This window comes from Burkholderia sp. Bp8991, assembly GCF_003853795.1.
In the GTDB taxonomy this organism is placed as follows: Bacteria; Pseudomonadota; Gammaproteobacteria; order Burkholderiales; family Burkholderiaceae; genus Burkholderia.
Window position 1 is genome coordinate 1 of record NZ_QTQJ01000005.1, and the last position, 26470, is coordinate 26470.

A 26470-nucleotide genomic window follows, 5' to 3' on the forward strand; every position below is an offset into this window, starting at 1 on the left:
ATCGAGCAGGCCGGCGGCCAGATGATCAGCGTCGCGCAGCTGTTCTGCGAACTGCAGCGCGACTGGGCGCGCAGCGCGACCGTCCCCGCGTTCATCAACCTGTTCATCGAAACCGGCGGCACCGCGGGCATCCAGTTCTCGTACGACAAGAGCTGATTGCCGCACGTCCGCACGCGCCGCGCTTGCGGCCCGAACCCGGCCCGCGTCGCAGCCGCCGGCGCGCGTTGCGCCACATGAACTACCCCGCCCGGGCCGGCCCGGGCGGGCACCCGCGATACCTAAACCACGTGGTAGCTTGCCGGCGGATACGCCGCCTCCAGCGCGGCCCTGAGATCCGCGTCGGACGCCGTGGCCGACGTGAAGACGGCCGTCGTGGTGCTCGCGGTGTAGGCCAGCGTCACGGCCCACGTCGGATGGTCCTCGTTGAGGTTGTCGCACGTGGCTTGCGCGCCGAACGCGCTCGGGCCGCTGTCCGGATTGAACCCGTAGACTGAAATGGTCGGCATGGCATGTCCTTGTCGGTTGGTTGGGGAACGCCGCCGGCACGCACCGGCGACCTGCCCAGCGTAGGCGCCGCGCACGCGGGCCGGAATGTGCCGATGGTCATGGCCGAAGGCCCGTGACGGGCCGTGCGATACCGGTTTTCCCCGCTCCGCCTCGCCCTCATGCACTCTCACGCACCCTCGATGCCGCACCGCGCGCCGCCATCGCCGCGACGCCGCCAGCCGTCTTCGCGGATACGTGATTCAATGTCATTCGAACCGGCGTCGCACGCTGCCGCCACGGCGCGCGTCGCGTCCCCCTCGACCGACCTTCACGAAAATCCCATGACGAACCCTGCAGACATCAAGGCGCTCGTTTTCGACGTGTTCGGAACGATCGTCGACTGGAGAAACGGCGTCGCGCGCGAAGCCGCCACGTTCCTGGCGCGCCACGCGCCGGATCGCGATCCGTTCGAATTCGCCGATACGTGGCGCCGCGAATATGCGCCGTCGATGGAGGAAATCCGCAGCGGGCGCAGGCGCTACGTGCGGCTCGACGTGCTGCACCGCGAGAACCTGGTGCGCACGCTCGACCGCTATGGTATCGACGGCGTGCCCGACTCGGAGATCGACGCGCTCAACCTCGCGTGGCACCGGCTCGATCCGTGGCCCGACTCCGTCTCGGCGCTGCAGCGGCTGAAGCGGCGCTACGTGATCGCGCCGCTGTCGAACGGCAACATCCGGCTGATGGTCGACGTCGCGAAGCACGGCGGCCTGCCGTGGGACGCGATTCTCGGCGCCGAAGTCGCGCACGCGTACAAGCCGTCGCCGAGGGTCTATACCGAAGCGGTCGAGATTCTCGGTCTCGAGCCGGCCGAGCTGTGCCTGGTTGCCGCGCACAACGGCGATCTGGCCGCCGCGCGGCGACTCGGGCTCGCCACCGCGTTCGTGCTGCGGCCGACCGAACACGGGCCGAACCAGACGACCGACCTGAAAGCCGACGACGCGTGGGACTTCGACGTCAAGGACCTGAACGAACTCGCGGATCGGCTCGGTTGTCCGGGTTGAGTGCCGGCTGCTAGACTCCGCACTCCGACCACATTCAGCCCCGGCCTATGTCGTCATCCCTGCGTCTGGTAGCAGGCAAGCTCACCGCGATGCGCTTTCTGGAGCGTCCCGATCGGGAGGACGCTGCGCGCCATCAGATGTCGCCCGTCGATCCCGAAGCCCGGAAGAAATCGCTCGGCTACCGGTTCACGCACTACGTGGTGCCGATTGCCGCGGCGCTCACCGGCAACGGTGCCGCCGCCAATGCGCTGGTGTTTCAGCAAGCCGACGAAGACCTCGCCCTGGCCAGCCTGAACGCCGCGGCCGACAAGGTCGAGCATCCGGCGACATGGTCGTATGCGAATATCCGCGGCAGCAAGACCTTTGCATCGGAAAACGCCTACGTCACCGTCGGGAAAAACGGCAGGATCCTGTTCGCGAAGCTCCCGGTCGAAATCGAAATCGGCGGTGACACGTACCGCGGCTTCCTCGGCGGACAGTGCTTCGACGTCGGCGACGACGTCGTTGCCGTGGTCGATCGCCGAGGCCGCCTGCTTGCGCTGTCGTCTCCGGACCGCCGCCACATGGTCATGGATCACACGTGCGGCGACACCGGGTTGGCCGGGCTGACGCATACGCTCTGGCTTGCGTGGAAATGGATGTTCATCGGCATGACCTGTTTCCTGATCCCGCTCATGCTGCTGGGCATCTGGACCAGCGACAGCGGATTTTCCGATCCGACGCTCGTCGTTCTCACGCTGCTCGGCGGACCGTTCGCATTGGGCGTCATGCTGGCACTGCTCATCGGCGTGCGCCTTGCATGGGCGGACTGGCTGCCCGCGTGGCGCGTGTCGCGCATCCTCACTGCATTGGGCCGACCGGACCTGTGCACGCGCGATTTCGGCGATGCGCTCGACGACGCCGAACGCACCGGGCGATTACGCGACACGGATGTCGGGCGAATCTATTACGCCTAGGCGGCCGGCTTCATCGCGGCGGCTTGCCCGCTCGACGCGCGTCTTGCGGTCGTCAGTGAGCGTCAGCTTGAATTCGTCCTCGAGTAGGCCAACCTAGTCGTGGCGCCAAACCGTTAACGCCACCATCCGGTTGCGCGACCGGCCATTTTCTTCGAGCATGGGAATCCGCTGGCCGATGGTGCCGAGATCGGTCATGCACTACCGCGTATTGCCGCAGGCTGGTGTGCCCTCGAGCGCGCAACAACTGACCGGCTTCGGCACGCCGAAGCGGAACAGCAACGGCCGCGCACCATCCATCCGTGCATGGAGAAAGTTCGACGTCGCATGCTCGGGCCAGAAGTCAAGCGTCTATTTCGAATGAATTGTCAAGGCATTTTCCTAGCGGCCGGCCGCATAGATCTGACCGGACGATAGCCTTTAGCATATCAACCCGAAACTGCTCGCAGCCTAGTCAACGGCGGTCCTCCGTCTATCGATCCGTCACTGCGAAAATCACTCTGATCTTATTGTGCGACGCGGCCACAGACAAATGCCGAAACATAGTTCGGGGTCGGCTTCCCGCCGACTCCGACGCCTCTTTGTGGCAGAAAATTGCCGTCCGGGAATGCGCGCGCAATCTTGATGAGCATCGCCCGCTCCTGAGGATACTCGACGTCGTATCGCATCAGATTTCGATGGACGTTGTACCCGTCATGCTCATTCCGATCGACTGAAAGTGGCTTGACCTGGATTCGCCCAACACCAAATTCATGGGCGCGCGAGCTCAACTCCCCTGCGAGTGATAATGCAAATCGATAGCGAGCCTCCTCTCCCTCGCCTTCGCACCATAGGATATCTAAGCTAACGCCATCATAGACGTTGCGCACGACCTTCTTTTTGCGAACTATCGTTTCTGAAATAGAAGCCACAACCGAGCGTTCTCCCGCCCGCAACGGGGTCTCGTGAAGCGCAGCGAATGCAGGCCCCACGTTCGTCTCCGCGTAACTAGTGCGATTCCCACTGTCATAAGAGCGCCATATCCGAGCTGCGACGCGAGCCATGATGTCTCCAATGTCCCCTCCCTTCGCAAGCTCGTCGCTCAAAGCTTGAGCGTAGCCACTGTTGTCGGGCGCCTGGTCACCTGCCGTCGTCGCATACTGAATCAGCGTATTCGGCCCGGTGTGGATCGATACTGCCTCGTTGTACGCAGCCTCCTCCGTCACCGGCGTATCGCGGCAGTTGTCCAGCACGACAACGAGCGCAACATTCTTATCGTCGGTCAGATTCTGCAGCATCAACGCAACGTCATTCGCATGATGCTCAAAGTAAATAAACTTGGCTTGAGCCGATAGCATGCGGAGGTTCTCCGAATCCATCTGAAACATGACAGGCACGGTAAACAGCCGCCCGTGAAACTGGAATCCGTGCCCAGAAAAATAGACGAACACGATGGAGCCCTTCGGCAAATTCGAAAGCTTCGATGAGAAGTCCCTTGTTGCGCTATCGTAACTCTTCTTCTCAAGATTACAGTAATCCAAAATCTCGAACCCGGCAACATCAAGCTGATGCTTGATGAGTGCCGTGTCATTGCATGGCGTCCTCAAATCTGAAACAAAACCTTGGGATGGCGTCGGATCGAATTTTCCGTTGAGATTGTAATCCCAGTCCCCCACGAGCAATGCGATACGCCGAGGCACGTGACTCTGGGCACTCACAACTCCAGAAATCACAAAAATCAAAAAGAACAAATAAATTCGATATGCATTTTTAGCAATCATGGCCACCCCGTGGATGCAATACACCCAATCTCATGTATTGTTGACCGAAAGCCCTCTTTCGAACAAATCAGCCTCAAGATCCCGGCGCGTCAGCAAACCCTGCATATTCTTCTTTTTATCCCAAAGTCGCTTCATTTTTCGAATCTGATCTGGGATTAGATCGTATTGCTCTGCTTCCATATACCCTCGAATAGCACGCATTTCCTTATATCGGTCTTTTTCAACTCTAAAACTAGCCCCACGGTTATAGACAAGCGAGACCATTGCACCAAGGCTATCGTTCGATAATTTTTCCGCATTCGGCAGCCGCGCCAGCGTTTCGCCAACATATCGAGGAATCAGATTACTCTTGAATTGCGACTGAGCTTGATCCCATGGAATTGAGACTGCCGAAAAATCACTGAGCGACCGCTGTGCCGTACCCCCCCTCAATCCACAGGCGCCTTTAAGCGATTCAATTTGATCAGCAGAGAGATAACTCTCCCAGTCACTCTTCAGCCATTCGTAGGTAACGTAGCCCAAGTCATAGCCAATTCCAACGGTAACGCCCGATTGGCCACCCGGCCACACCGGATTCTGATATTTTCGCTCATACGCAACCCGACCGGTCACTTCAAACAAGATAATTAGTTTTATCGCATCCTCTGAAATCGGCCTACCGGAAGGCTTAACGCGCGGGGCAATTGCTTTTGTTATATGATAATCATACAACTGAGCGAGCCCCTCTCGCTCCGAGCCAGCCCCCTGGAGCATCTCCGGGTGGGCCAATGCTCGATTAAACAGCGCCTCAAACGAATCAGCTGGCGCAGCATATGAAAAAGATTCCCCTAGCATTGCCGACGCACCAGCGATCAATGCAGCAGCATTAAAACGACGTCGCGATAGCATCCCCGCCCCCATGCAGATTATTCATATCGTTTAATGACTTACAACACCGATTTCCAGCAAGAACTTCACCATGAAGCACGAAAAATTAATTTAAACCATCGTACCCAGCACACTTTTGGCTGTTTTACATGAGTGCTTCATTAACCCCTACTCACGCACACACCCGATCATGACGAACCACTATGTGCCAGTCAAGGTCAATATTTCCCTCATGCGCATTGGCAATGCCATACGTCACATACTCTTAATAAAACCACTGTTCGAAAAAACACAGACACCTGCGATCCGACAAGCTGTCACTGTCGCAGCGATACCAAAGGCGAGCCCGCTTGCATAAAACTTCAGCTATTAATCCGAATCGCCGACGAATCGCAGTTCCCTCGACTCCCCCATCAACAACGCCCGGTTCGCGTCCGCCGCCGCGCGCAGGTAATCCCACAGCGCCGTCACGCGCCGCAGCTTGCGCAGATCCTCGCGACACGTCAGCCAGAAGCACCGCGTGACCACCACGTCGTCCGGCAGCACCGGCACCAGCGCCGGCTGCGTGGCCGCCATGAAGCACGGCAGGATCGCGAGCGCGCCGCCCTGCAGCGCCGCGAACACCTGCGCGATCACGCTCGTCGTGCGTAGCCCGGCCGTCGCGCCGGGCACCGCGCGCTCCAGGTACAGCAGTTCGCTGCTGAACGCGAGATCGTCGACGTAACTGATGAACGCATGCCGCGCGAGATCGTCGGTGCAGGCGATCGGCGGATGACTCGCCAGATAGTCGCGCGTCGCATAGAGCCGCAACTGGTAGTCGCACAGCTTCGTGACCACGTAAGGCCCGCGTTCGGGCCGCTCGAGCGTGATCGCGAGGTCGGCCTCGCGCTTCGGCAGGTTGACGAAATGCGGGACCGGCAGCAGGTCGACCGTCACATGCGGGTGCGCGACGCGAAACCGCGCGAGCTGCGGCGCGAGGAAAAAGCAGCCGAACCCTTCGGTCGACCCGATCCGCACGTGGCCCGACAGCGCCTCGCCGGTGTTCGCGACCTGGTCGCACGCGGACTGCACGGTCGTCTCCATCGCGTCCGCATACGCGACGAGCCGCTGCCCCTCGGCGGTCAGCGTGAAGCCGCCCGAGCGCGACTTGTCGAACAAAAGCGTACCCATCGCGGCCTCGAGTGCGCGAATGCGCCGCGCGACGGTCGTGTAGTCGACCCCGAGCCGCTTCGCGGCCCCGCTCGCGCGCTGCGTGCGGGCGACTTCGAGGAAGAAGCGCAGGTCGTCCCAGTTCAGGTTGCCGGAAACCGGCTCGGTGGCGTGTCGCATCGGCGGGGAAAAAAGCAGGTGTCTCGGGGCCCGGTGCCGATATGCATAAATGCACATCCAACCGGCTTTCTTGTCGGTACATCATGGATCCGCGCATAACTATACTCGACCGTGACCTGCGGACCATGAGCCGCGGGCAATAAATACGGAGACACCATGCAGACGCGATCCACCCTCGATGAGCATGCAGCCATCGCGACGCCGGCGCCCGCCCGCACCGCGCGGCACTACCTGCTGGCCGGCTGGGCCAGCATGGCCGGCACCACGATCGAGTGGTACGACTTCTTCCTCTACGGCACGGCCGCCGCGCTCGTGTTCAACCGCATCTTCTTCCCGTCGCTGGACCCCGTCGTCGGCACGCTCGCCGCGTTCGGCACGTTCGCGGTCGGCTTCATCGGCCGGCCGATGGGCGGCATCGTGTTCGGCCACTTCGGCGACCGCATCGGCCGCAAGTCGATGCTGATGATCACGCTGCTGCTGATGGGCGTGCCGAGCATGATCATCGGGCTGATCCCGTCGTACGACCGCATCGGCTACTGGGCCGCCGCGCTGCTGATCGCGATGCGCTTCCTGCAGGGGATGGCGGTCGGCGGCGAATGGGGCGGCGCGGTGCTGATGGCCGTCGAGCACGCGCCGAAGGGCCGCAAGGGGCTGTTCGGCAGCCTGCCGCAGACGGGCGTCGGGCTCGGGCTGATCCTGTCGTCGGTCGCGATGGCCGCGGTGGCCGCGCTGCCGGAAGCCGACATGCTGTCGTGGGGCTGGCGCGTGCCGTTCCTCGCGAGCATCGCGCTGGTCGGCCTCGGCTGGTTCATCCGCGCGAAGGTGCCCGAGTCGCCGGACTTCGAGAAGATGCAGCGCCAGGGCAAGGCCGAGAAGTCGCCGGTGACGGCCGCGCTGCGCCGCCATCCGCGCGAGGTGCTGACGATCGTCGGCGCACGCGCCGCGGAAAACACCTGGTTCTACATGGTCGTCACGTTCGCGCTCGCGTATGCGACGCAGCAGCTGCATCTGCCGAAGGCCGAGATGCTGCACGCGATCACGGCCGGCGCGGCGTTGTCGCTCGTCACGATGCCGCTGTGCGGGCATCTCAGCGACCGCATCGGCCAGCGCCGGATGTTCGCGATCGGCCTCGTGCTGATGTGCCTGTTCGCGGCGCCGTTCTTCCTGATGCTCGGCACGCAGCAGACGTCGACCGCATGGTGGGCGATCGTGCTCGGCCTCGGCATCGTGTTCCCGATCCTGTATGCGCCGGAGTCGCTGCTGTTCGCGCAGCAGTTCCCGGCGGAAATCCGCTACAGCGGCATCTCGCTGTCGGTGCAGCTCGCCGGCGTGATCGGCGGCGGCTTCGCGCCGATGATCGCGACGTCGCTGCTCAAGGCCGGCGGCGGCCAGCCGCACTACGTGATCGCGTACCTCGTCGGCTTCGGCGTGTTCGCGCTCGCGTGTACCGCGTTGATGCGTCCGGCGCGTGCGTAAGCATCGGCCCGCATCGATCCGCATCGCCTCGATTTCAGTTCGACCTGCCGTCCGCCGTGGCCGCACGCGCGACGGACGCAGCCCACGTTTTTTCTTCGCATCACCGTTTCCCGGAGAGTTCCATGAACGCCGCAGTTCCCCAGACCACCCTCGCCCTGCCCACCGCCAAGCTGCTGATCGACGGCGCGTTCGTCGAATCGCAAAGCGCCGAATGGGGCGACATCGTCAACCCCGCGACGCAGGAAGTGATCGGCCGCGTGCCGTACGCGACGCTCGACGAGGTCGATGCCGCGATCGCGTCCGCGCAACGCGCGTTCCAGACCTGGAAGACGACGCCGATCGGCGCGCGGCTGCGCATCATGCTGAAGTTCCAGGACCTCGTGCGCCGCAATCTCGAACGGATCGCGCACACGCTGACGGCCGAGCAGGGCAAGACGCTGCCCGACGCACAGGGCGACATCTTCCGCGGCCTCGAAGTGGTCGAGCATGCGTGCTCGATCGGCACGCTGCAGCAAGGCGAATTCGCGGAGAACGTCGCGGGCGGCGTCGACACCTACACGCTGCGCCAGCCGATCGGCGTGTGCGCGGGCATCACGCCGTTCAACTTCCCCGGCATGATCCCGCTGTGGATGTTCCCGATGGCGATCGTGTGCGGCAACACGTTCGTGCTGAAACCGTCCGAACAGGATCCGCTGTCGACGATGCAGCTCGTCGAACTCGCGATCGAGGCCGGCGTGCCGCAGGGCGTGCTGAACGTCGTGCACGGCGGCAAGACCGCGGTCGACCGTCTGTGCACGCACCCGGACATCAAGGCGATCTCGTTCGTCGGCTCGACGCGCGTCGGCACGCACGTGTACAACCTCGGCAGCCAGCACGGCAAGCGCGTGCAGTCGATGATGGGCGCGAAGAACCACGCGGTCGTGCTGCCCGATGCGCACCGCGAGCAGTCGATCAACGCGCTGGTCGGCGCAGGCTTCGGCGCGGCCGGCCAGCGCTGCATGGCGACGTCGGTCGTCGTGCTGGTCGGCCAGGCGCGCGACTGGCTGCCCGAGCTGGTCGAGAAGGCGAAGGCGCTGAAGGTCAACGCCGGCGCCGAAGCCGGCACGGACGTCGGTCCGGTCGTGTCGAAGGCGGCGAAGGCCCGCATCCTGTCGCTGATCGACGCGGGCGTGAAGGAAGGCGCGACGCTGCTGCTCGACGGCCGCGACGTGAAGGTGCCCGGCTACGAGCAGGGCAACTTCGTCGGCCCGACGATCTTCTCGAACGTGACGACCGACATGTCGATCTATCAGGAAGAAATCTTCGGGCCGGTGGTGGTCGTGCTCGAAGCCGACACGCTCGACGACGCGATCGCGCTGGTCAACCGCAACCCGATGGGCAACGGCGTCGGCCTGTTCACGCAGAGCGGCGCGGCCGCGCGCAAGTTCCAGAGCGAGATCGACATCGGCCAGGTCGGCATCAACATCCCGATCCCGGTGCCGGTCCCCTACTTCAGCTTCACCGGCTCGCGCGGCTCGAAGCTCGGCGATCTCGGCCCGTACGGCAAGCAGGTCGTGCAGTTCTACACGCAGACGAAGACGGTCACCGCGCGCTGGTTCGACGACGACGCGACGGCCGGCGGCGTGAACACGACGATCGCGCTGCGCTGATCAAGGAAGCCTGCACATGGAAATCGCATTCATCGGACTCGGCAACATGGGCGGCCCGATGGCCGCCAACCTGCTCAAGGCCGGCCACGCTCTGACGGTGTTCGACCTCGACGCGAACGCGGTCGACGCGGCGGTGCGCGCGGGCGCGACGGCGGCCGCGTCGCCGCGTGACGCGGCCGCCCGCGCGTCGCTGGTGATCACGATGCTGCCGGCCGCGCAGCACGTGCGCGCGGTCTACCTCGGCGACGACGGCGTGCTGGCCGGCGCGCGTGCCGGCGCGACGTTGGTCGACTGCAGCACGATCGATCCGGGCACCGTGCGCGCGGTGGCCGACGCCGCCGCGCAGCGCGACTTCCCGTTCGCCGACGCGCCGGTGTCGGGCGGCACCAGCGGCGCGCAGGCCGGCACGCTGACCTTCATGGTCGGCGCGCAAGGCGCGCTGTTCGAGCGCATCCGCCCGGTACTGCTCGACATGGGGAAGAACGTCGTGCATTGCGGCGGCACGGGCACCGGGCAGATCGCGAAGATCTGCAACAACCTGCTGCTCGGCATCTCGATGATGGGCGTGGCCGAAGCGATGGCGCTCGGCGCCGCGCTCGGCATCGATCCGGCCGTGCTGGCCGGCATCATCAACACGTCGACCGGCCGCTGCTGGAGTTCGGACAGCTACAACCCGTATCCGGGCGTGAACGACGCGGCACCCGCCGCACGCGGCTACTCGGGCGGTTTCGCCGCGAACCTGATGCTGAAGGATCTCGGGCTGGCGACCGAAGCCGCGCGCAGCGCACGGCAGCCGGTGTGGATGGGCGCGCTCGCGCAGCAGCTCTATCAGTCGATGAGCCAGCACGGGCTCGGCACGCTCGACTTCTCCGCGTGCGTGAAGCTGTACGAGGCGCAGCCCGCGTAACGCGGCCGGCGGACGTGCGACGGCCCGCGCTGCCCGTCAACGGCATCGCGGGTCGGTTCACATCCGGAGCAGCGCGGAGGTTACGGCCGCGCGGGCGGCGCGGCGCTTATCCGCGCGGGTTCGACGCGGTCTCGAAGGTCGGATGGCACTCGAACGCGAGTTCGGAGCGCGCGTCGACGCGGCGGCCGCCGGTCACCGACTCCTGCTTCAGGCTCGCGCGCATGCCGCGCTGCGTGCAGTAGTTGGTCGCTTCGTCGACAGCTTTCGCATGGGCGTCGGCCCACGTCGTCGACACGCCGAGCGTGCGCGTCGTCACGGTGAAGACGTTCGGATTCGACGTCGTGGTCACGTCGGAAGCGGTCGAACATGCGGCGAGCAAGCATGCAACGGCCGCGATGGTCAACCCTCGCAGGGATCGAAAAGATAGAGCAATGGACATGGGGGGCAAGCGCGCGTCGATTCGACGGCATTGAGCAACATAGTCGACAGTATGCCTGCCCGATCGCCGGAGATCATGCCCTTTTCAGTGAACACATTGTTTCGAATGGTTAAACGATGGGGTGCTGCCGGCAAGATTTGCGGCCCGCGTCACGCCCGTCGTTGCGCAGCGTGTCGCTTTTCCCGGCTTCTCGGCCGACGCACGGTTTCTGCCCGGCGACCGGCATCGGCCGGCGCGCCGGTCAGTGCGCACGCGCCTGCCGGATTCTCGCCGAAGCCTCCTCCAGGCTTCGCCACGCCGGTTGGCCGGGCGCATAGCGCGCGCGGATGTATGCGGCGAGCTCGGCCATCTGCCGGTCGTCGAACGCGTCGCGGAAGCCGGGCATGTAGCCGAGCCCGTCGGTGGCCGGATGGTCGATCCCGTCGTGCAGCACGCGCAGCAGGTTGTCGGGCGCAGCCTGGCTGACGCTCGTGTTGAGCCCCATCAGCGGACGCACGCCGAAATGCCCGACCCCGCCCGTCTCCGCGTGACAGACCGCGCACGCGGCATCGAACGCGCGCCGGCCGCTCTCGAGGCCGAGCGTCGCGACCGCTTCCGCACCGCGTGCATGGCGGGTCGCCGCGTCGACGGCCACCGCGGCATCGACGGGCGGCGACAGCGACGCCAGATAATGCGCGATCGCCCGGACGTCCGATTCGGGCAGCGCCGCGAGCCCCGCGACGACCGGCGCCATCGGCCCGGCCGCGACGCCGTGCTGCGCGGAGAAGCCCGTGCGCAGGTAGTCGAACAGCGCGCCTTCGGTCCACGGCACCGGCGACGCCGGCGACGCGACGAGCGGCGGCGCGACCCATCCCTCGGCCTCGCCGCCGGCCAGATATGCGCGGCCGCCCCGTTCCGCGCCGAGCGCGTTGCGCGGCGTATGGCACGCGCCGCAGTGCCCGGCGCCGTCGACCAGATACTTGCCGCGATTCCACGACGCGGAGCGCGCCGGATCCGGCACGAACGGCCGCGCGTCGTGAAACAGCCAGTTCCATCCGGCGACGAGGCGCCGCTGGTCGAGCGGGAACGGCAGCTTCGTCTTCGGCGGCGCATGCTTCACCGGCGGCTGCGACATCAGGTATGCATACAGCGCGAGCAGGTCGGGCTCGCTCAGCTTCGCGAACGCGGTGTACGGAAACGCCGGATACAAATGCGAGCCGTCGCGCCCGATGCCTTCGCGCATCGCGCGCGCGAACGCCGGATACGACCATGCGCCGATGCCGGTTTCCGGATCGGGCGTGATGTTGGTCGTGTAGATCGTGCCGAACGGCGTGTCGAGCGCGAGACCGCCCGCATTGGCCGCGCCGCCCGGCGCGGTATGGCAGACCGCGCAATCGCCGGCGAGCGCGATCAGGCGGCCGCGTTCGAGCGTCGCCGCGCTCCACATCGCGCCGTCCGCGCCGCCTGGTGCGACCGGCGCAATCGGGGCGATCGGCGCCGGGCCCGGCAGGATCGCGCAGGCCAGCCCGATCAGCCCGCCGACGACCCCGCCCGCGCCGCCACCGGCCAGCCAGCGGCGCCAGCGCGATGACGATAACGATGACGCGCGGCGCGGCGCGCCGGAACGGCGCTCGCCGACATCGGCCGGCTCAGGGCGGGCCAGCGCGTCGCGAATGCGTGCGGCGTCGAACGGCGGCGCGCGAAAACGCACGCCCGTCGCGTCATGCAGCGCGTTCGCGATCGCGGCCGCCGCCGGCGCCACCGCCTGTTCGATCCGTTGCGCGTCGTATGCCGACAGCGACCGGGCGCGACCGACTCCCGGCTCTGCGTCGTCGAACGCGACGAGTTCATGCGCGATCGCATCCGGCGCGACATCGCCGCCGGTCTCGTCATGCGCCGGCCGTGCGGACAGCCGCGCGCCCATCACGCGCGAAATCGCCGCCTCGATCTGCCACGCGGGCAAGCCCGCCATCGACGCCTGCCCGGGCTCGCCCGCGCCCTGCCCGGCGACGACGCGGCGCACCGCGACGTCGCCCGTCGCGCGATCGACGTCGAGATCGACGACCCAGGCGGACCAGTGCGGATCGTTGTCGCGGCCCGCGTCCGCGTGCGGGTTTTCGCCTGCGGACGGCGCCTCGAGCACGCCCGCACCATCGAATGCAAAGCCGCGCCCACTGAGGCGGTCCTGCGCCGCTGTATGGGCACGGCCCGTGGCCGGTTCGCCCCACGCCGCGCGTTCGCTGACCATCCGGATGATCTCGCGCGGCCCGGCATCGCGCGACGCATCGAGATGCTGCAGGCGCAATGCGACCGGATCGCGCCGCAGCGCACCGGCCAGTTCGTCGACGAACGACTCGCGCGCGAATGCGTGCGCGTGGCCGGGAATCGCGCGGTGGATGTCGGCCATCTCGATCGACGTCTGCGCATGTCGATAGACGAACGGCGACGACCGAGCCGATGCCCCGCCCTGCGCCGCCGCGCGCCGCGCATCCGGTGTCGTGCCGGCCTTCGCGCGATAGCGCCACGTCGTCATCCGCCCATCGGCAGCGGTCCGCGTTTCGAGCTCGAACGACGCGTGCGCACGCGCATCGCCGATCGGCCATTCGTAGTGTGCGCGGTGCATGCGCGCCGCGTCGTCCGCACGCCGCGCCGAACCGGCCGCCGCTTCATCGCGCCGCACATCGCTCGCATCGGCTTCGGGCTGCGCGGGCACGCTCAGGTCATGCTTCATCGCCGTCGTCCCGCAGATAGCGCGCGGCCCGATGCACCGCGCGGATGATCTCCAGATGCGTGCCGCAGCGACAAAGATTGAAGCGCAGCGCGTCGCGGATCGCCGCATCGTCCGGTGACGGATTACGGTCGAGCAGCGCCTTCGTGCTCATGATCATTCCGTTCAGGCAATAGCCGCACTGCGCGGCCTGCTCGTCGATGAACGCGCGCTGGATCGGATGCGGCGCGTCGCGCGAGCCGAGCCCTTCGAGCGTCGTCACGTCGCGCCCATGCGCGGCGGCCGCCGGCACGACGCACGCGCGCGTCGCCTGAGCGTCGACCAGCACCGTACACGCGCCGCACTGCCCGAATCCGCAGCCGTACTTCGGGCCGTTGAGCGCGCAGTCGTTGCGCAGGACCAGCAGCAGCGGCGCGTCGGGCGCGGCAGCGTCGAACGTGTGCGGCGTGCCGTTCACGCGAAACGCGAGCGGCCGCGACGGGGAAGCGGGATGGGACATGAAGGGATCCGGAATGCGGGGCGCGGGCCGGCAGGCCGTGTTGGGGCCGGCAGCGGGCACGGCCGCCGGCTCGCGACGGGCCGGCGTCGCGCGCAGCGCTCACGTATAACACGCCGAAATGCGTACCGCCGCATCGATCACCGATACGGCGGCGCGGCATCCGGCGCGGACACCGCATGCGCGTCAGGCGACGGCCGCCACGTTGCCGCGCGACGGCGACGGCGACACCAGCGGCACGTCGAACACGTCGTAGCCGAACACCCACGACGGATCCTCGTTGGTGCGCAGCCACGTGTTGTTGTGCGACACGAGCTGCACCTTCGACGCGCGTGCCGCGCGGTTCGCCTCGTACAACGCGAACGCACCCGCGTAATCGCCGATGCCGACTTCGTCGAGGCAGCGCGCGAGCATCGCCGCATCCTCGATCGCCATCGCCGCGCCCTGCGCCATGTGCGGCTTCATCGGATGGCATGCGTCGCCGAGCAGCACGAGACGGCCGCGGCTCCACAACGGCAGCGGGTCGCGCTCGAGCAGCGGCCACTTCGTGATCGACGGCGACACGTCGATCAGGTGCTGGATGTCGGCGTGGAAGCCGGCGAACGCCTCGCGCATTTCATCGCGGCTGCTGTCGACCATCGACACGCCTTCCGGCCACTCGGCCTGCGGCACGCCGGTCACGTAGTAGTACTCGTCGCGCTTCTCGGTCACGTAGTAGACCATCATGTGGCGATCCTCCGACCACCATTTCACGCACATGTCGTACGGCTTGTTGCCGAGCAGCGAGGCCGGGAACACCGCGCGATGCGCGACGTAGCCCGTATAGCGCGGCGGCTCCGCGCCGAGCAGATGCTCGCGGATCCGCGAGTTCACGCCGTCCGCGCCGATCACGATGTCGGCCGTCTCGACGCTGCCGTCGGCAAACGTCAGGCGCACCGCGTCACCCGTGTCCTCCACCGCCGCGAGCCGCTTGCCGAAGCGGATCGTGCCGGGCGTCACCGCCTGCGTCATCAGCGCGTGGAAATCGCCGCGATGCACGGTCAGGTAGCTCGCGCCGTAGGTCCTGCGCGCGTAGTCGCCGAGCGGAATCCGCGACAGCACGTCGGCCGTCTGCCAGTCGCGGCTGTACCAGCAATCCGGATGCGAACCCATCGTCTCCAGCGCGTCCTCGCAGCCGATGCGCCGCATGATCTTCATCACGTTCGGGCCGAGATGGATGCCCGCGCCGAGGCGCGAGAACGCCGGCGCCTGCTCGTACAGCGCGACGTCGTAGCCGCCGCGCTGCAGCAGCGCCGCGGCGGCCGTGCCGCCGAGACCGGCGCCGATGATTGCGATACGGGGTTTGCTCATGCGGATCTCCTGATCGTGAGCCCGGCGCCGGACGCGGCACGAGAACGGGCGGATTGAATGGCGTTTATGTAGCGTACACACTCAATTTATTCAAGACAAGGGGATTATTTCTGGTGGCCGCCCCATCCGGGAAAACACCAATAAAACCTCATATACATCCGAAAATAAACGATCCACGCCTGAAAGGAATCATTTTGACCCATTGTCATTTTCAAATGTACACACTAGACTTTCCCCGAAACCAGGCGATCCCGCGCCAGCGTGCCGCCCCACCCTTACCGACACGGAGCCTCCCGTCATGAGCAAGACCTACCGCATCGGCCAGATCGTGCCGAGTTCCAACACGACGATGGAAACCGAGATTCCCGCGATGCTGCGGTTGCGCGAGGCGATCCGGCCCGAGCGCTTCACGTATCACTCGAGCCGGATGCGGATGAAGAAGGTCGTCAAGGAAGAACTCGCGGCGATGGACGCCGAGTCCGACCGCTGCGCGGTGGAACTGAGCGATGCGCGCGTCGACGTGCTCGGCTACGCGTGCCTCGTCGCGATCATGGCGATGGGCCACGGCTATCACCGCGTGTCGCAGGCCCGCCTCACGAAGCACACGGCCGACAACGGCGCGCAGGCGCCGGTGCTGACGAGCGCGGGCGCGCTCGTCGATGCGCTGAAGGTGATCGGCGCGAAGCGCATCGTGGTGGTCGCGCCGTACATGCTGCCGCTGACCGAGCTCGTGGTCGACTACATCCGCAACGAAGGCTACGACGTGATCGCGTATCGCGCGCTCGAGATCCCCGACAACCTCGACGTCGGCCGCCACGACCCGGCGCGCCTGCCCGACATCGTGAAGACGCTGCCGTACCAGGACGCCGATGCGATCGTGCTGTCCGCGTGCGTGCAGATGCCGTCGCTGCCGGCCGTCGCGAAGGTCGAGGCGATGACGGGCAAGCCCGTGATCACGGCCGCGATCGCGACGACCTACGCGATGCTGCGCGAACTCGATCTCGAACCGATCGTGCCCGGCGCCGGCGCGCTGCTGTCCGGCGCGTATTGAGCGCCCCGCTACTTCGGAGCATCGCCATGTCCTCGACTTTCCTGTACGGCGCGAACGTCCGCGCCAACGGCATCCGCCAGCACTACCTGCGCTACGGCGGCGCCACGGGCGCGCGCGCGTCGCGCCCCGCGATCGTGCTGATTCCCGGCATCACGAGCCCCGCGATCACCTGGGGCTTCGTCGGCGAGGTGTTCGGCGCGGCGTTCGACACCTATGTGCTCGACGTGCGCGGCCGCGGGCTGTCCGACGCGTCGCCGTCGCTCGACTACGGCCTCGATGCGCAAGCCGATGACGTCGCGGCGTTCGTCGCCGCGCTCGGCCTGCCGCGCACGAGCCTGGTCGGCCATTCGATGGGCGCGCGGATCGCCGCGCGCGCGGCGCGGCGCGGCGTCCGCGGGCTCGAATCGGTCGTGCTCGTCGATCCGCCGGTGTCGGGCCCGAACCGGCGCGACTATCCGGGCAAGCTGCCGTGGTACATCGACTCGATGGCGCTCGCGCGCGCCGGCACCGATGCCGAAGGGATGCGCGCGTTCTGCCCGACCTGGACCGATGCCGAGCTGCAACTGCGCGCCGAGTGGCTGCATACCTGCGACGAGCGCGCGGTGCGCACGTCGTACGAAGGCTTCCACACCGACGACTTCCACGCGGATGCCGCGCAACTGGCCGTGCCGTCGCTGCTGATCACGGCCGAGCGCGGCGACGTGGTGCGCGACGACGACGTCGCCGAACTGCAGCGTGCGACGCCGTCGATGCGGCACGTGCGCGTGCCCGATGCCGGCCACATGATCCCGTGGGACAACGCGGCGGGCTTCTACGCGGCGTTCGGCAACTTCCTCGGCGCGCCGCTCGCGGCCTGATTTCTCCCCCCTTCCCTTCACGCCATTACCGGAGCCGACGATGCCAGTCAGCGACTATCAACTGATCGACGCGTGGAAGCAGGTGCTCACGCTGTCGCGCCTCGAACCGGGCCAGACCGTCACGATCCTGACGAGCGCGGCCACTCATCCGCAGACGCTGTCGTGCGCGCTGATCGCGACGCAATCGATGGGCGCGATCGTCAACCGGCTCGACCTGCCGCCGGTGAACGGCGAGAAGGCGTTCAGCCGCGACCCGCTCGCGTATCTCGGCACGACGCCGCTGACCGGCAACCGCGCCGCGATCGCCGCATTGCGCGAGAGCGACCTCGTGCTCGACCTGATGACGCTGCTGTTCTCGCCCGAGCAGCACGACATCCTGAAATCCGGCACGAAGATCCTGCTCGCGGTCGAGCCGCCCGAAGTGCTGGTGCGGATGGTGCCGACAATGGCCGACCGCACGCGCGTGCTCGGCGCCGCGAAGAAGATCGCCGCCGCGCGCGAGATGCGCGTGACCTCGGCGGCCGGCACGGCGCTCGTGTGCCCGCTCGGCGATTTCCCGCCGACCGCCGAATACGGCTTCGTCGACGCGCCGGGCCGCTGGGATCACTGGCCGAGCGGCTTCGCGCTGACCTTCCCGAACGACCGCACCGCGCGCGGCACGATCGTGATCGATCGCGGCGACATCCTGCTGCCGCAGAAACATTACGTGAGCGAGCCGATCGCGCTGACCGTCGAAGGCGGCTATGCGACGCGCATCGAAGGCGGCGTCGATGCCGACCTGCTGCGCGACTACATGGAAACCTTCGCGGACCCGGAAGGCTATGCGATCTCGCACATCGGCTGGGGGCTGCAGCCGCGCGCGCGCTGGTCGACGCTCGGCCTGTACGACCGCGAGGCGACGATCGGGATGGATGCGCGTGCGTTCGAAGGCAACTTCCTGTTCTCGCTCGGCCCGAACAACGAAGGCGGCGGCACCCGCACGACCACCTGCCACATCGACATCCCGCTGCGCCGCTGCACGGTCGAGCTCGACGGCGAAACCGTCGTGCGCGAAGGCCGCGTGGCCGATCAACCTGCCTGACCGACGAGTGCCCGACACCATGACCGATCTTTCCCGCCACGCCGAAGCAAACGTCTACCGCCAGCAGGGTTTCGGCACGCCGCTGCCGCCGCACGGCAACATCGGACTGCTGATCGTCGACTTCGTGGTCGGCTTCGCCGATCCCGCGACGTTCGGCGGCGGCAACATCGCGCCGGCGATCGCGCGCACGACGCGGGCGCTCGCGCTCGCGCGCGCACGCGGCTGGCCGGTCGCGCACAGCCGCATCGTGTACGCGGACGACGGCAGCGACGACAACGTGTTCTCGCTGAAGGTGCCCGGCATGGCGACGCTGACTGAGCACCATCCGAACAGCGCGATCGTGCCCGAACTCACGCCCGCCGCCGGCGAACTCGTCGTGCGCAAGACCGTGCCGTCGGCGTTCTTCGGCACGCAGCTCGCGCCGTGGCTCGCGCAGCGCGCGGTGCAGACGCTGCTCGTCGCGGGCGCGGTGACGAGCGGCTGCGTGCGCGCGAGCGTGGTCGACGCGATGTCGCACGGGTTCCGCCCGCTCGTGCTCGCCGATTGCGTCGGCGATCGCGCGATCGCGCCGCACGACGCGAACCTGTTCGACATGCAGCAGAAATACGCGGCCGTGATGCCGCTCGACGATGCGATCGCGGCGATCGATGCCGTGCACGCGCGCTGAGCCGCCGCGCCGATCGCGGGCGGTGCGGCACGGGTGGTACGAACGGCAGCCGTGCCCGCGCCGGCGCGCGATTGACGCTGCGCTTTTGGCGGCCTAGATTGACCGCGTGCGCCATCGCGCACGCCCGGGCCGTCGCCCCGTGCGCGGCACGCGGCAGCCGCGCCGCAGCCGCCGCGACCGGCCGCCGGTCGCGCCCTCCCCGACAGGACACCTGAACCGTGAACCGCTCCGAACTGCTTGCGCGCGACGGCTGCCTGACCGTGATCCGGCCGCCCGCGCCGCCGCCCAAGCCGGCGCCCGGCCAGCCGGGCAGCCTGTCGTCGTACGTGCCGGCGCAGCCCGAGGTATTCGTCGCGATCCTCGACGATGGACGCATCCTCGCGTTCAACGGCCACGTCGACCTCGGCACCGGCATCCGCACGTCGCTCGCGCAGATCGTGGCGGAGGAGCTCGACGTGCCGGCCGCGCGCGTGACGATGGTGCTCGGCGACACGGCCGCGACGCCGAACCAGGGTCCGACCATCGCGAGCGCGACGATCCAGATTTCCGCGACGCCGCTGCGCTGCGCGGCCGCGCAGGCACGCCACGCGCTGCTGGCGCTGGCCGCCGAGCGCTTCGGTGTCGACCCCGCGCAACTGAGCATCGACGACGGCACGATCGCCGCACCGGCCGGCGGGCACACAGCAACGTTCGCCGCGCTCGTCGCGGCGCGCCGCATCGCGCTCACGCTCGACCTGAACGCCCGCACGAAGGATCCCGCCTGCTACCGGATCGTCGGCCGGTCGTCGCCGCGCGTCGACCTGCCTGCGAAAGCCACCGGCCAGCTCACGTTCGTGCACGACATGCGGGTGCCGGGCATGCTGCACGGCCGCGTCGTGCGGCCGCCGTATGCGGGCCACGACAGTGGCGCGTTCGTCGGCACGTCGCTGGTCGACGTCGATCGCGCGTCGGTCGCCGACGTGCCCGGGCTCGTGGCGGTCGTCGCGCTCGGCGACTTCGTCGGCGTCGTCGCCGAGCGCGAGGAACACGCGATCCGCGCGGCACGCCAGCTGCGCGTCGCGTGGCGCCCGCACCCTGCGCTGCCGCCGCTCGACACGCCCGCGGCCGCGATCGCCGCCGCGCCCGCGCAACGCCGGTTGCTGCTCGACGAAGGCGACGTCGACGCGGCACGCGCGCAACCCGGCACGATCACGCTGTCGCGCACCTATGCGTGGCCGTTCCAGATGCACGGCTCGATCGGCCCGTCGTGCGCGCTCGCCGACTATCGCGCACCCGGCGACGGCCGGATCACCGTATGGTCCGGCACCCAGAACCCCGTATCGCTGCGCTACGACCTCGCGACGCTCGTGGCGCGCGACGAAGCCGATATCGACATCGTGCGGATGGAAGCGGCCGGCTGCTACGGCCGCAACGGCGCGGACGACGTCTGCGGCGACGCGCTGCTGCTGTCGCGCGCGGTCGGCCGCCCGGTGCGCGTGCAGCTGTCGCGCGCGGACGAGCATCTGTGGGAACCGAAGGGCGCCGGGCAGCTGATGCAGGTGACGGGCACCGTGACGCGCGACGGCCGCCTGCTCGGCTACGACTTCACGACGCGCTATCCGTCGAACGACGCGCCGCTGCTCGCGACGCTCCTGACCGGCGCGATCGCGCCCGAACCGCGCGTGTTCGAAATGGGCGACCGCACCGCCGTGTCGCCGTATGAAAGCCCGAACCGCCGCTTCGTCTGCGAGGATCTCGCGCCGCTCGTGCGCGCCTCGTGGCTGCGCGGCGTGTCGGCATTGCCGAACTCGTTCGCGCACGACGCGTTCGTCGACGAATGCGCGACGCTGGCCGGCATCGATCCGCTCGCGTTCCGGCTGCGCCATCTCAAGGACACGCGCGCGACCGAACTGCTGCAGGCCGTCGCCGATCGCGCGGGCTGGACGCCGCGGCGCGTGGATCGCGGAAATGAAGCGGCAGCAGCGCGCGTCGTCCGCGGACGCGGCGTCGCCTACGCACGCTACGTCCACAGCCGCTTCCCCGGTTTCGGCGCGGCCTGGTCCGCATGGATCGTCGACCTGAGCGTCGATCGCGTGTCGGGCGAGATCCGCGTCGAACGCGTGACGGTCGGCCAGGACACCGGCACGATGATCAACCCCGACGGCGTGCGCCACCAGATCCACGGCAACGTGATCCAGGTATTGAGCCGCACGCTGAAGGAGCGCGTGCGGTTTGCCGACGGCAAGGTCGCGTCGCGCGAATGGGCGAGCTATCCGATCCTGACGTTCGACGAAGTGCCGGACGTCGACGTGGTGCTGATGCCGCGGCAAGGCGAGCCGCCGCTCGGCGCGGGCGAATCGGCGTCGGTGCCGGGGCCCGCCGCCGTCGCGAATGCGCTGTTCGATGCGACCGGCGTGCGCTTCTACGCGCCGCCGTTCACGCCCGAGACGGTGCGCGCCGCGCTGCGCGAGGCCGGCCGGCTTCCGGCTACCGAAGCGAGTGTCGCAGCAAGCGCCGCATGAGGCCGGTTTGCGTCGAGGGCCGGACGGCGCCGCGCGTCACGCGTCGCCGTCGGCCTCCATCATCTTGCGCAGCAGGTACTGCAATGCGACGCGTTCGCCCGGATTGAGCGGCCCGTACGTGCGCTCGGTCACCTGCCGCGCGAACGGCACCGTGCGGTCGATCAGCGCGAGGCCCGCCGCGGTCGCGCGCACGATCAGCTTGCGGCCGTCGTTCGGGTCGGGCAGCACCTCGATCAGCGCGCGCGTCTTCAAGCGCTCGACGACGCCGCGAATGGTCGCCTGGTCGATCGCGGTCGCCTTCACGATGTCGTTCAGCGAACACGCCTGCTTTTCCTTGACCGCGCACAGCGCGACGAACTGCGCGGCGGTCAGGTCCGAATCGGGGATCGCTTCCTGGAAGATCGCGACGTGCCGCTGATAGGCACGGCGCAGCAGGTGCCCGACCTGGTCGTGAAAGTCGTAGGAATCCTTGGAAGACGCCATGAAGATGAAGGCTCGCGCGGCATGAATGGGAAAGGCAAGCAGTGTACACCCTCAAATCGGTGCATCCGGTCACGCGGCCGCTGCTTCGTTGCGGTGCGTCAGGGTTCGTGGCGCCCGACCCGCGTCGCGCCCGACAAGCGCCCGACCATGTCGGCCTGCTCGCGGACATCGACGCTGCAACGCCCGCGGCTCGCGCGATCCGGCGGCCTGCCGGACGCGCGCGCTCCGAACGCCGAAGCACTGGCGTGCACACACTCCACTTTTGAGCGTATACGCACGAATTTCGTGCATGCCTCCGGATGGCAAAAACCATGTTGATATGTGCACATTTCCAGATTAATCCCCGAAAAATTCCGGGTTTATCTGGTTTAACGATCGATCCAGGCGCGTTCACTTTCATGCCTGCGCGATTCCGTATTTTCTAGTGTGTACGCTATGTAATTGGCGTGCTATACAGACTCCAGCGCGCGGCGAACCTTCGCTCGCGTCGAACGGCCACCCACTTCATCCGTCACATTCGAACAGGGGCAATCCCATGTCTACCGCACACCCGAGCGCCGCCGTCTCCGCCGACGACACGCTGCACGGCGCGCTCTACCGCAAGGTCACGCTGCGCCTGATCACGCTGTTCTGCCTGTGCTATTTCGCGGCCTATCTCGACCGCATCAACATCGGGCTCGCGAAGCTGCAGATGCTCGACGCGCTGAAGTTCAGCGACACCGTGTACGGGCTTGGCGCCGGCCTGTTCTTCGGCGGCTACATCCTGTTCGAAGTCCCGAGCAATCTGGTGCTGCAGCGCGTCGGCGCGAAGCTGTGGATCGCACGGATCATGATCACGTGGGGCCTGCTGTCGGGCGCGACGATGTTCGTGCATACGCCGATGCAGTTCTACGTCGTGCGCTTCCTGCTCGGCGCCGCCGAAGCCGGCTTCCTGCCCGGCGTGCTGCTGTACCTGACCCAGTGGTATCCCGATGCGCGCCGCGCACGGATCGTCGCGCTGTTCATGGTCGGGCTGCCGCTGTCGAGCATGATCGGCAGCCCGATTTCCGGCTGGATCATGCGTGCGTTCGACGGCGTGCACGGGCTCGGCGGCTGGCAGTGGCTGTTCCTGCTCGAGGCATTGCCGTCGGTGCTGCTCGGCTTCGCGGTGCTGCGCTGGCTGCCCAACAGCATCGAGAGCGCGCGCTGGCTGAACGCGGACGAGCAGCGCACGCTGCGCGCGAACCTCGACGCCGATCCGTCCGGCAACAAGAGCCACGCGCTCGGCCGCGCGTTCTCCGATCCGAAGGTGTGGGCACTCGGCCTCATCGATCTGTGCGTGCTGCTCGGGCTGTATGCGGTGAGCTTCTGGCTGCCGACGATCCTGCGCGACACCGGCGTGAAGGACGCGTATCACATCGGCTGGCTGATGGTGATCCCGAATGCCGCGGCCGTGCTCGCGACGCTGTATTGCGGCGCGAGCTCCGACCGTGCGCGCGAGCGACGCTGGCATATCGTCGTGCCGTTCCTGGTGTCGGCCGTCGCGCTCGCATTTGCCGCCGCGTCGTCGCACGGCACGCTCGCGACCGTGCTGCTGTTCTCGCTGATCAACGCGGGCGCGGCCGCCGCGATGCCGGTCGTCTGGGCGCTGCCGTCCACGTTCCTGAAGGGCTCGGCCGCCGCCGGCGGGATCGCGTTCGCGTGCTCGATCGCGAACCTCGGCGGCTTCGGCAGCACCTACTTCATCGGCTGGCTGCGCGATACGTTCCATTCGCAAAGCGCGGGGCTGTACGGCTTCGCCGCATGCATGCTGGTCGGATGCGCGCTCGCGCTCGCGTATCCTGCAAAGCTCGTGAACCGCTGATGCGCTCCATGCGCGCGGCGACCCGAGGTCGTCGCGCGCGATTCGCACAATTCGCACGACTCTCCGCGTATCGATGCGTGCCCAACGATATGCGCGCATGCCCCCTCTCGCCCTTCCGCATTCGTCGCAGCGCCCCCGGCTGACGGCTTGAACAGCTTTCCTGTGCGCCGCACTTGCGCACAGGTCGCCTCGCGACGTGCCGCACTGCCTTTTTACAAACACGTCACCTCGCGCGCGCGTTCGCGCACGGCATGCCACTGCCTCCCCGCGCAGCTTCGCGCCACACCGGCGCGTACGCGTGTCCCGCCGTGCAGGCACGTCGTTTGCGAGATCAACGCGCCCGCCCCTCGGGCGGACGGCAATCCTTCCTTCAACCCGGCGCTGCACACCGCGCGAGTCCTCGCGCGGCGATCCCGCATCGCAAGCAGGGTTCCCCCTGAACGAGAGGACGACATGAAATCCATACGAACGATAGTGGCCCTGTGCTCGGTCATTTCCGTACTCACGGCGTGCGGCGGAGACAGCAACGACGTCGGCACCGTGCTCGGCATCTCGAAGCCGCAGGCGCGCTTCATCAACGCGGTGCCGGCCGGCCCGAATCTCGACTACTACCTGAACGCGAAGCTCGATGCGTCGGGTGTCGCGTACAAGGGCGTGACCCGTTATCACGACATCGATTCGGGCACGCAGACCGCGAGTTACGACGTATCGGGAACGACCACGACCGTCGCGTCGCAGTCGTTCGGCGCGGCGAACGGTCACCACTACACGACCATCGCATTGCCGAGCACCTCGTCGGCGATTTCGCTGATCGACGATCCGTTCGACAAGAAGCTGCTGTCCGACAAGGCGCGCGTGCGCAGCTTCAACGCGTCGCCGAACACGCAGAACGTCGACGTGTACGTCGTGCCGCCGGGCACCGACATCAACACGCAAAGCCCGACGCTGGCGGGCGCCGCGTATCAGAACGCCGTGCCGGCATCCACACAGGATTCCATCTACCTGAATGGCGGAACCTACCAGGTGATCGTCACGACGGCCGGCAGCAAGGCGCCGATCCTGAAAACCGCGCCGGTCGCGATCAACAACAACGCCGACTGGCTGCTGGTGACGATTCCGGCGGGCGGCATCGGCGACGTGACGCCGAACGACATTCGCGTGCTCGTCGCGCAGGGCAACGATGCGGACACGTCCGCACAGGAACTCGGCCCGCAATAACGGATAGCGGCTTCGGCGGACCGCCGGCCGGCGGTCCGCCCGGTAGCGCTCGCTACGTCGTCAGTCAGTCCGCTCGAGACGAATCACATGCTCGACCCGCGTACCGTCGCCGTGCTCGACATCGACATCGCCGACATGCCGGACGCGCCAGCCCGGCCGCGTCGCAATCTGCGGCACGTTGCCGCCCGGCCGGCTCTCGATGCCGCCGAGCCCTTCGTCGGGCGTCTCGACCGCGTCGTCGAGCGACGCATTCGAATAGATCACGTTGTCGTGCCACTCGGTCGCGCCGCTGCGCGCCTCCATGCCCTTGCCGTCGACGTCGACCGTGTTGTCGGTCATCGCCATGTTCGCGTTGTCGAGCGTCACGATCCTGCCGCTGGCGCGACGCACCGGATCGCCGCTGTCGACCGCATGCGCGCCGACGTCGATCGGCGGCAGGCCGGTCGGCGTCTTCGCCGCGACGGCCTCGGGCGTCAGCGCCCGCTTCGCGACCTCGGCGGCCTGGGTCGCCGCATCGGGCATGTCGCCAGCCGCCGGCGTCTGCACCGGGCTCTTCGCGATCTGTTCGCGCTGCTGTTTCGGGGTTGGGTTCGATTCCGCGTTGTGCATCGCACCTCCTGTTCCGGACGGCGTGCGCCGGCGGGATGCAGCCGGCGCCGGTCCGGGAATCGCTACAACGGTCGTTGCAAATCTTTCACGCGCACGGCGCCGCCCACGCGTGCCCTGCGACACGCGTGCCGCGCCGACAGCCGTCCCGGCGGCACGCGGGCGACGGACCCGCGCATGCCGCCCGCGCCGACGGTCAGCCGCCGCTTGCGCCCGCGGGCGCGGACGCCGCGCCCGGCATGCTCGCCGGACCGCCGGTCATGCCGCTGCCGGCCGTGCCGCTGCCCGGCATGCCCGACGGCGCGGTGGACGGCGCCGGCGCCATGCTGCTGGTGGAGCCGGTTGAGCTCCCGCCGGTAGTGGTGTCGCTCTCGCTCTTCTTCTGGCAACCCGCACCCGCCGCCAGGCCGGCAATCAGGATGCCGGCGAAGACGACCCGCGATACGTGACGAATGGAATATCGCTGCATGACACCTCCGCTGATGTCGACTGGATGGAGACCTGTGGCGAGCAATGCGCGTGCCGTCCATCTCGTCCATTGCCACCGCCGGCGACCCGGCCCCATTCATTTTTCAAATGCCCCCCAGCCGAATATTTAATTTCCCATCGCCGCGACGGCCACCCATACTCGCGAACAAATCCGAGACATAACGTCCACGGCGGCCGGGCCTGCGCTGCGT

24 protein-coding genes and 1 pseudogene are annotated in these 26470 nt (G+C 67.4%); 15 read left to right on the plus strand and 10 right to left on the minus strand.

Translation table 11 applies throughout. The features are described 5' to 3' along the window. Positions 1 to 156 (plus strand): annotated as a pseudogene (locus tag DIE02_RS07180) (hydrolase); the annotation flags it as partial. Between the two features lie 122 nt (positions 157 to 278). On the opposite strand, the gene DIE02_RS07185 reads toward DIE02_RS07180, so the two are convergent. Next, the gene (locus DIE02_RS07185; protein ID WP_124488428.1) at positions 279 to 506 is read right to left on the minus strand and encodes a hypothetical protein; all 228 of its coding nucleotides are present in this window, start codon (positions 504 to 506) and stop codon (positions 279 to 281) included. A 321-nt stretch (positions 507 to 827) separates the two neighbouring features. On the opposite strand from DIE02_RS07185, the gene DIE02_RS07190 reads away from it, so the two are divergent. From DIE02_RS07190 to DIE02_RS35440, 3 genes are all read left to right on the plus strand, one after another. Continuing rightward, on the plus strand, positions 828 to 1550 hold the full coding sequence (locus DIE02_RS07190; RefSeq protein ID WP_124488427.1) for a haloacid dehalogenase type II: 723 nt from the start codon (positions 828 to 830) through the stop codon (positions 1548 to 1550). 47 nt (positions 1551 to 1597) lie between these two features. Further along, positions 1598 to 2506: a hypothetical protein gene (locus tag DIE02_RS07195; protein WP_124488426.1), complete on the plus strand. Its 909-nt coding sequence runs from the start codon at positions 1598 to 1600 to the stop codon at positions 2504 to 2506. A 193-nt stretch (positions 2507 to 2699) separates the two neighbouring features. Then, complete coding sequence (locus DIE02_RS35440; RefSeq protein ID WP_185702603.1) at positions 2700 to 2867, plus strand: hypothetical protein; 168 nt, start codon at positions 2700 to 2702, stop codon at positions 2865 to 2867. A gap of 142 nt (positions 2868 to 3009) precedes the next feature. Here the strand turns inward: DIE02_RS35440 and DIE02_RS07200 are convergent, their stop codons facing one another. From DIE02_RS07200 to DIE02_RS07210, 3 genes are all read right to left on the minus strand, one after another. Next, positions 3010 to 4263, minus strand: coding sequence for a caspase family protein (locus DIE02_RS07200; RefSeq protein ID WP_124488425.1), 1254 nt, complete (start codon positions 4261 to 4263; stop codon positions 3010 to 3012). Between the two features lie 30 nt (positions 4264 to 4293). After that, positions 4294 to 5151 (minus strand): hypothetical protein, encoded by an 858-nt coding sequence (locus DIE02_RS07205; RefSeq protein ID WP_124488424.1) that lies wholly within the window; start codon positions 5149 to 5151, stop codon positions 4294 to 4296. A gap of 348 nt (positions 5152 to 5499) precedes the next feature. Continuing rightward, on the minus strand, positions 5500 to 6459 hold the full coding sequence (locus tag DIE02_RS07210) for a LysR family transcriptional regulator (protein ID WP_124488423.1): 960 nt from the start codon (positions 6457 to 6459) through the stop codon (positions 5500 to 5502). A gap of 156 nt (positions 6460 to 6615) precedes the next feature. On the opposite strand from DIE02_RS07210, the gene DIE02_RS07215 reads away from it, so the two are divergent. From DIE02_RS07215 to mmsB, 3 genes are all read left to right on the plus strand, one after another. Further along, positions 6616 to 7935: an MFS transporter gene (locus tag DIE02_RS07215; protein ID WP_044843900.1), complete on the plus strand. Its 1320-nt coding sequence runs from the start codon at positions 6616 to 6618 to the stop codon at positions 7933 to 7935. Positions 7936 to 8057: 122 nt separating this feature from the next. Then, the gene (locus DIE02_RS07220; protein WP_124488422.1) at positions 8058 to 9584 is read left to right on the plus strand and encodes a CoA-acylating methylmalonate-semialdehyde dehydrogenase; all 1527 of its coding nucleotides are present in this window, start codon (positions 8058 to 8060) and stop codon (positions 9582 to 9584) included. A gap of 16 nt (positions 9585 to 9600) precedes the next feature. Then, on the plus strand, positions 9601 to 10491 hold the full coding sequence (mmsB, locus tag DIE02_RS07225; protein ID WP_124488421.1) for a 3-hydroxyisobutyrate dehydrogenase: 891 nt from the start codon (positions 9601 to 9603) through the stop codon (positions 10489 to 10491). A 106-nt stretch (positions 10492 to 10597) separates the two neighbouring features. Here the strand turns inward: mmsB and DIE02_RS07230 are convergent, their stop codons facing one another. The 4 genes from DIE02_RS07230 to DIE02_RS07245 all read right to left on the minus strand — a co-directional run bounded on the left by DIE02_RS07230 (position 10598) and on the right by DIE02_RS07245 (position 15483). Further along, entirely contained in the window at positions 10598 to 10930 is a 333-nt protein-coding gene (locus DIE02_RS07230; RefSeq protein WP_044843897.1) for a hypothetical protein, read from the minus strand. A 241-nt stretch (positions 10931 to 11171) separates the two neighbouring features. Further along, complete coding sequence (locus tag DIE02_RS07235) at positions 11172 to 13640, minus strand: cytochrome c (protein WP_124488420.1); 2469 nt, start codon at positions 13638 to 13640, stop codon at positions 11172 to 11174. Then, a complete protein-coding gene (locus tag DIE02_RS07240) occupies positions 13630 to 14136 on the minus strand; it encodes a (2Fe-2S)-binding protein (protein ID WP_044843895.1) in 507 nt (168 codons plus the stop codon). The genes DIE02_RS07235 and DIE02_RS07240 overlap by 11 nt, the downstream gene beginning before the upstream one ends. Before the next feature lie 183 nt (positions 14137 to 14319). Next, complete coding sequence (locus tag DIE02_RS07245) at positions 14320 to 15483, minus strand: FAD-dependent monooxygenase (RefSeq protein WP_044843894.1); 1164 nt, start codon at positions 15481 to 15483, stop codon at positions 14320 to 14322. 298 nt (positions 15484 to 15781) lie between these two features. On the opposite strand from DIE02_RS07245, the gene DIE02_RS07250 reads away from it, so the two are divergent. From DIE02_RS07250 to DIE02_RS07270, 5 genes are all read left to right on the plus strand, one after another. After that, the gene (locus DIE02_RS07250; protein WP_044843893.1) at positions 15782 to 16534 is read left to right on the plus strand and encodes an Asp/Glu racemase; all 753 of its coding nucleotides are present in this window, start codon (positions 15782 to 15784) and stop codon (positions 16532 to 16534) included. A 26-nt stretch (positions 16535 to 16560) separates the two neighbouring features. Beyond that, entirely contained in the window at positions 16561 to 17391 is an 831-nt protein-coding gene (locus DIE02_RS07255) for an alpha/beta fold hydrolase (protein WP_124488419.1), read from the plus strand. A gap of 40 nt (positions 17392 to 17431) precedes the next feature. Then, on the plus strand, positions 17432 to 18472 hold the full coding sequence (locus DIE02_RS07260; protein WP_124488418.1) for a 2,5-dihydroxypyridine 5,6-dioxygenase: 1041 nt from the start codon (positions 17432 to 17434) through the stop codon (positions 18470 to 18472). A gap of 19 nt (positions 18473 to 18491) precedes the next feature. Further along, complete coding sequence (locus tag DIE02_RS07265; RefSeq protein ID WP_044843890.1) at positions 18492 to 19139, plus strand: isochorismatase family protein; 648 nt, start codon at positions 18492 to 18494, stop codon at positions 19137 to 19139. A 218-nt stretch (positions 19140 to 19357) separates the two neighbouring features. After that, positions 19358 to 21640, plus strand: a complete 2283-nt coding sequence (locus DIE02_RS07270) for a molybdopterin cofactor-binding domain-containing protein (RefSeq protein WP_124488417.1) — start codon at positions 19358 to 19360, stop codon at positions 21638 to 21640. A gap of 36 nt (positions 21641 to 21676) precedes the next feature. Here the strand turns inward: DIE02_RS07270 and DIE02_RS07275 are convergent, their stop codons facing one another. Beyond that, positions 21677 to 22123 (minus strand): MarR family winged helix-turn-helix transcriptional regulator, encoded by a 447-nt coding sequence (locus DIE02_RS07275; protein WP_124488416.1) that lies wholly within the window; start codon positions 22121 to 22123, stop codon positions 21677 to 21679. 535 nt (positions 22124 to 22658) lie between these two features. Between DIE02_RS07275 and DIE02_RS07280 the strand changes: the two genes are divergently transcribed. Both DIE02_RS07280 and DIE02_RS07285 read left to right on the plus strand, forming a co-directional pair. After that, the gene (locus DIE02_RS07280; protein ID WP_124488415.1) at positions 22659 to 23966 is read left to right on the plus strand and encodes an MFS transporter; all 1308 of its coding nucleotides are present in this window, start codon (positions 22659 to 22661) and stop codon (positions 23964 to 23966) included. A 453-nt stretch (positions 23967 to 24419) separates the two neighbouring features. Next, positions 24420 to 25184, plus strand: a complete 765-nt coding sequence (locus tag DIE02_RS07285) for a DUF4397 domain-containing protein (protein ID WP_124488414.1) — start codon at positions 24420 to 24422, stop codon at positions 25182 to 25184. 60 nt (positions 25185 to 25244) lie between these two features. On the opposite strand, the gene DIE02_RS07290 is transcribed toward DIE02_RS07285, so the two are convergent. Then, a complete protein-coding gene (locus tag DIE02_RS07290; RefSeq protein ID WP_124488413.1) occupies positions 25245 to 25793 on the minus strand; it encodes a DUF3005 domain-containing protein in 549 nt (182 codons plus the stop codon). A 236-nt stretch (positions 25794 to 26029) separates the two neighbouring features. Between DIE02_RS07290 and DIE02_RS35780 the strand changes: the two genes are divergently transcribed. After that, positions 26030 to 26239: a hypothetical protein gene (locus DIE02_RS35780; protein ID WP_221623413.1), complete on the plus strand. Its 210-nt coding sequence runs from the start codon at positions 26030 to 26032 to the stop codon at positions 26237 to 26239. Positions 26240 to 26470 lie beyond the last annotated feature (231 nt).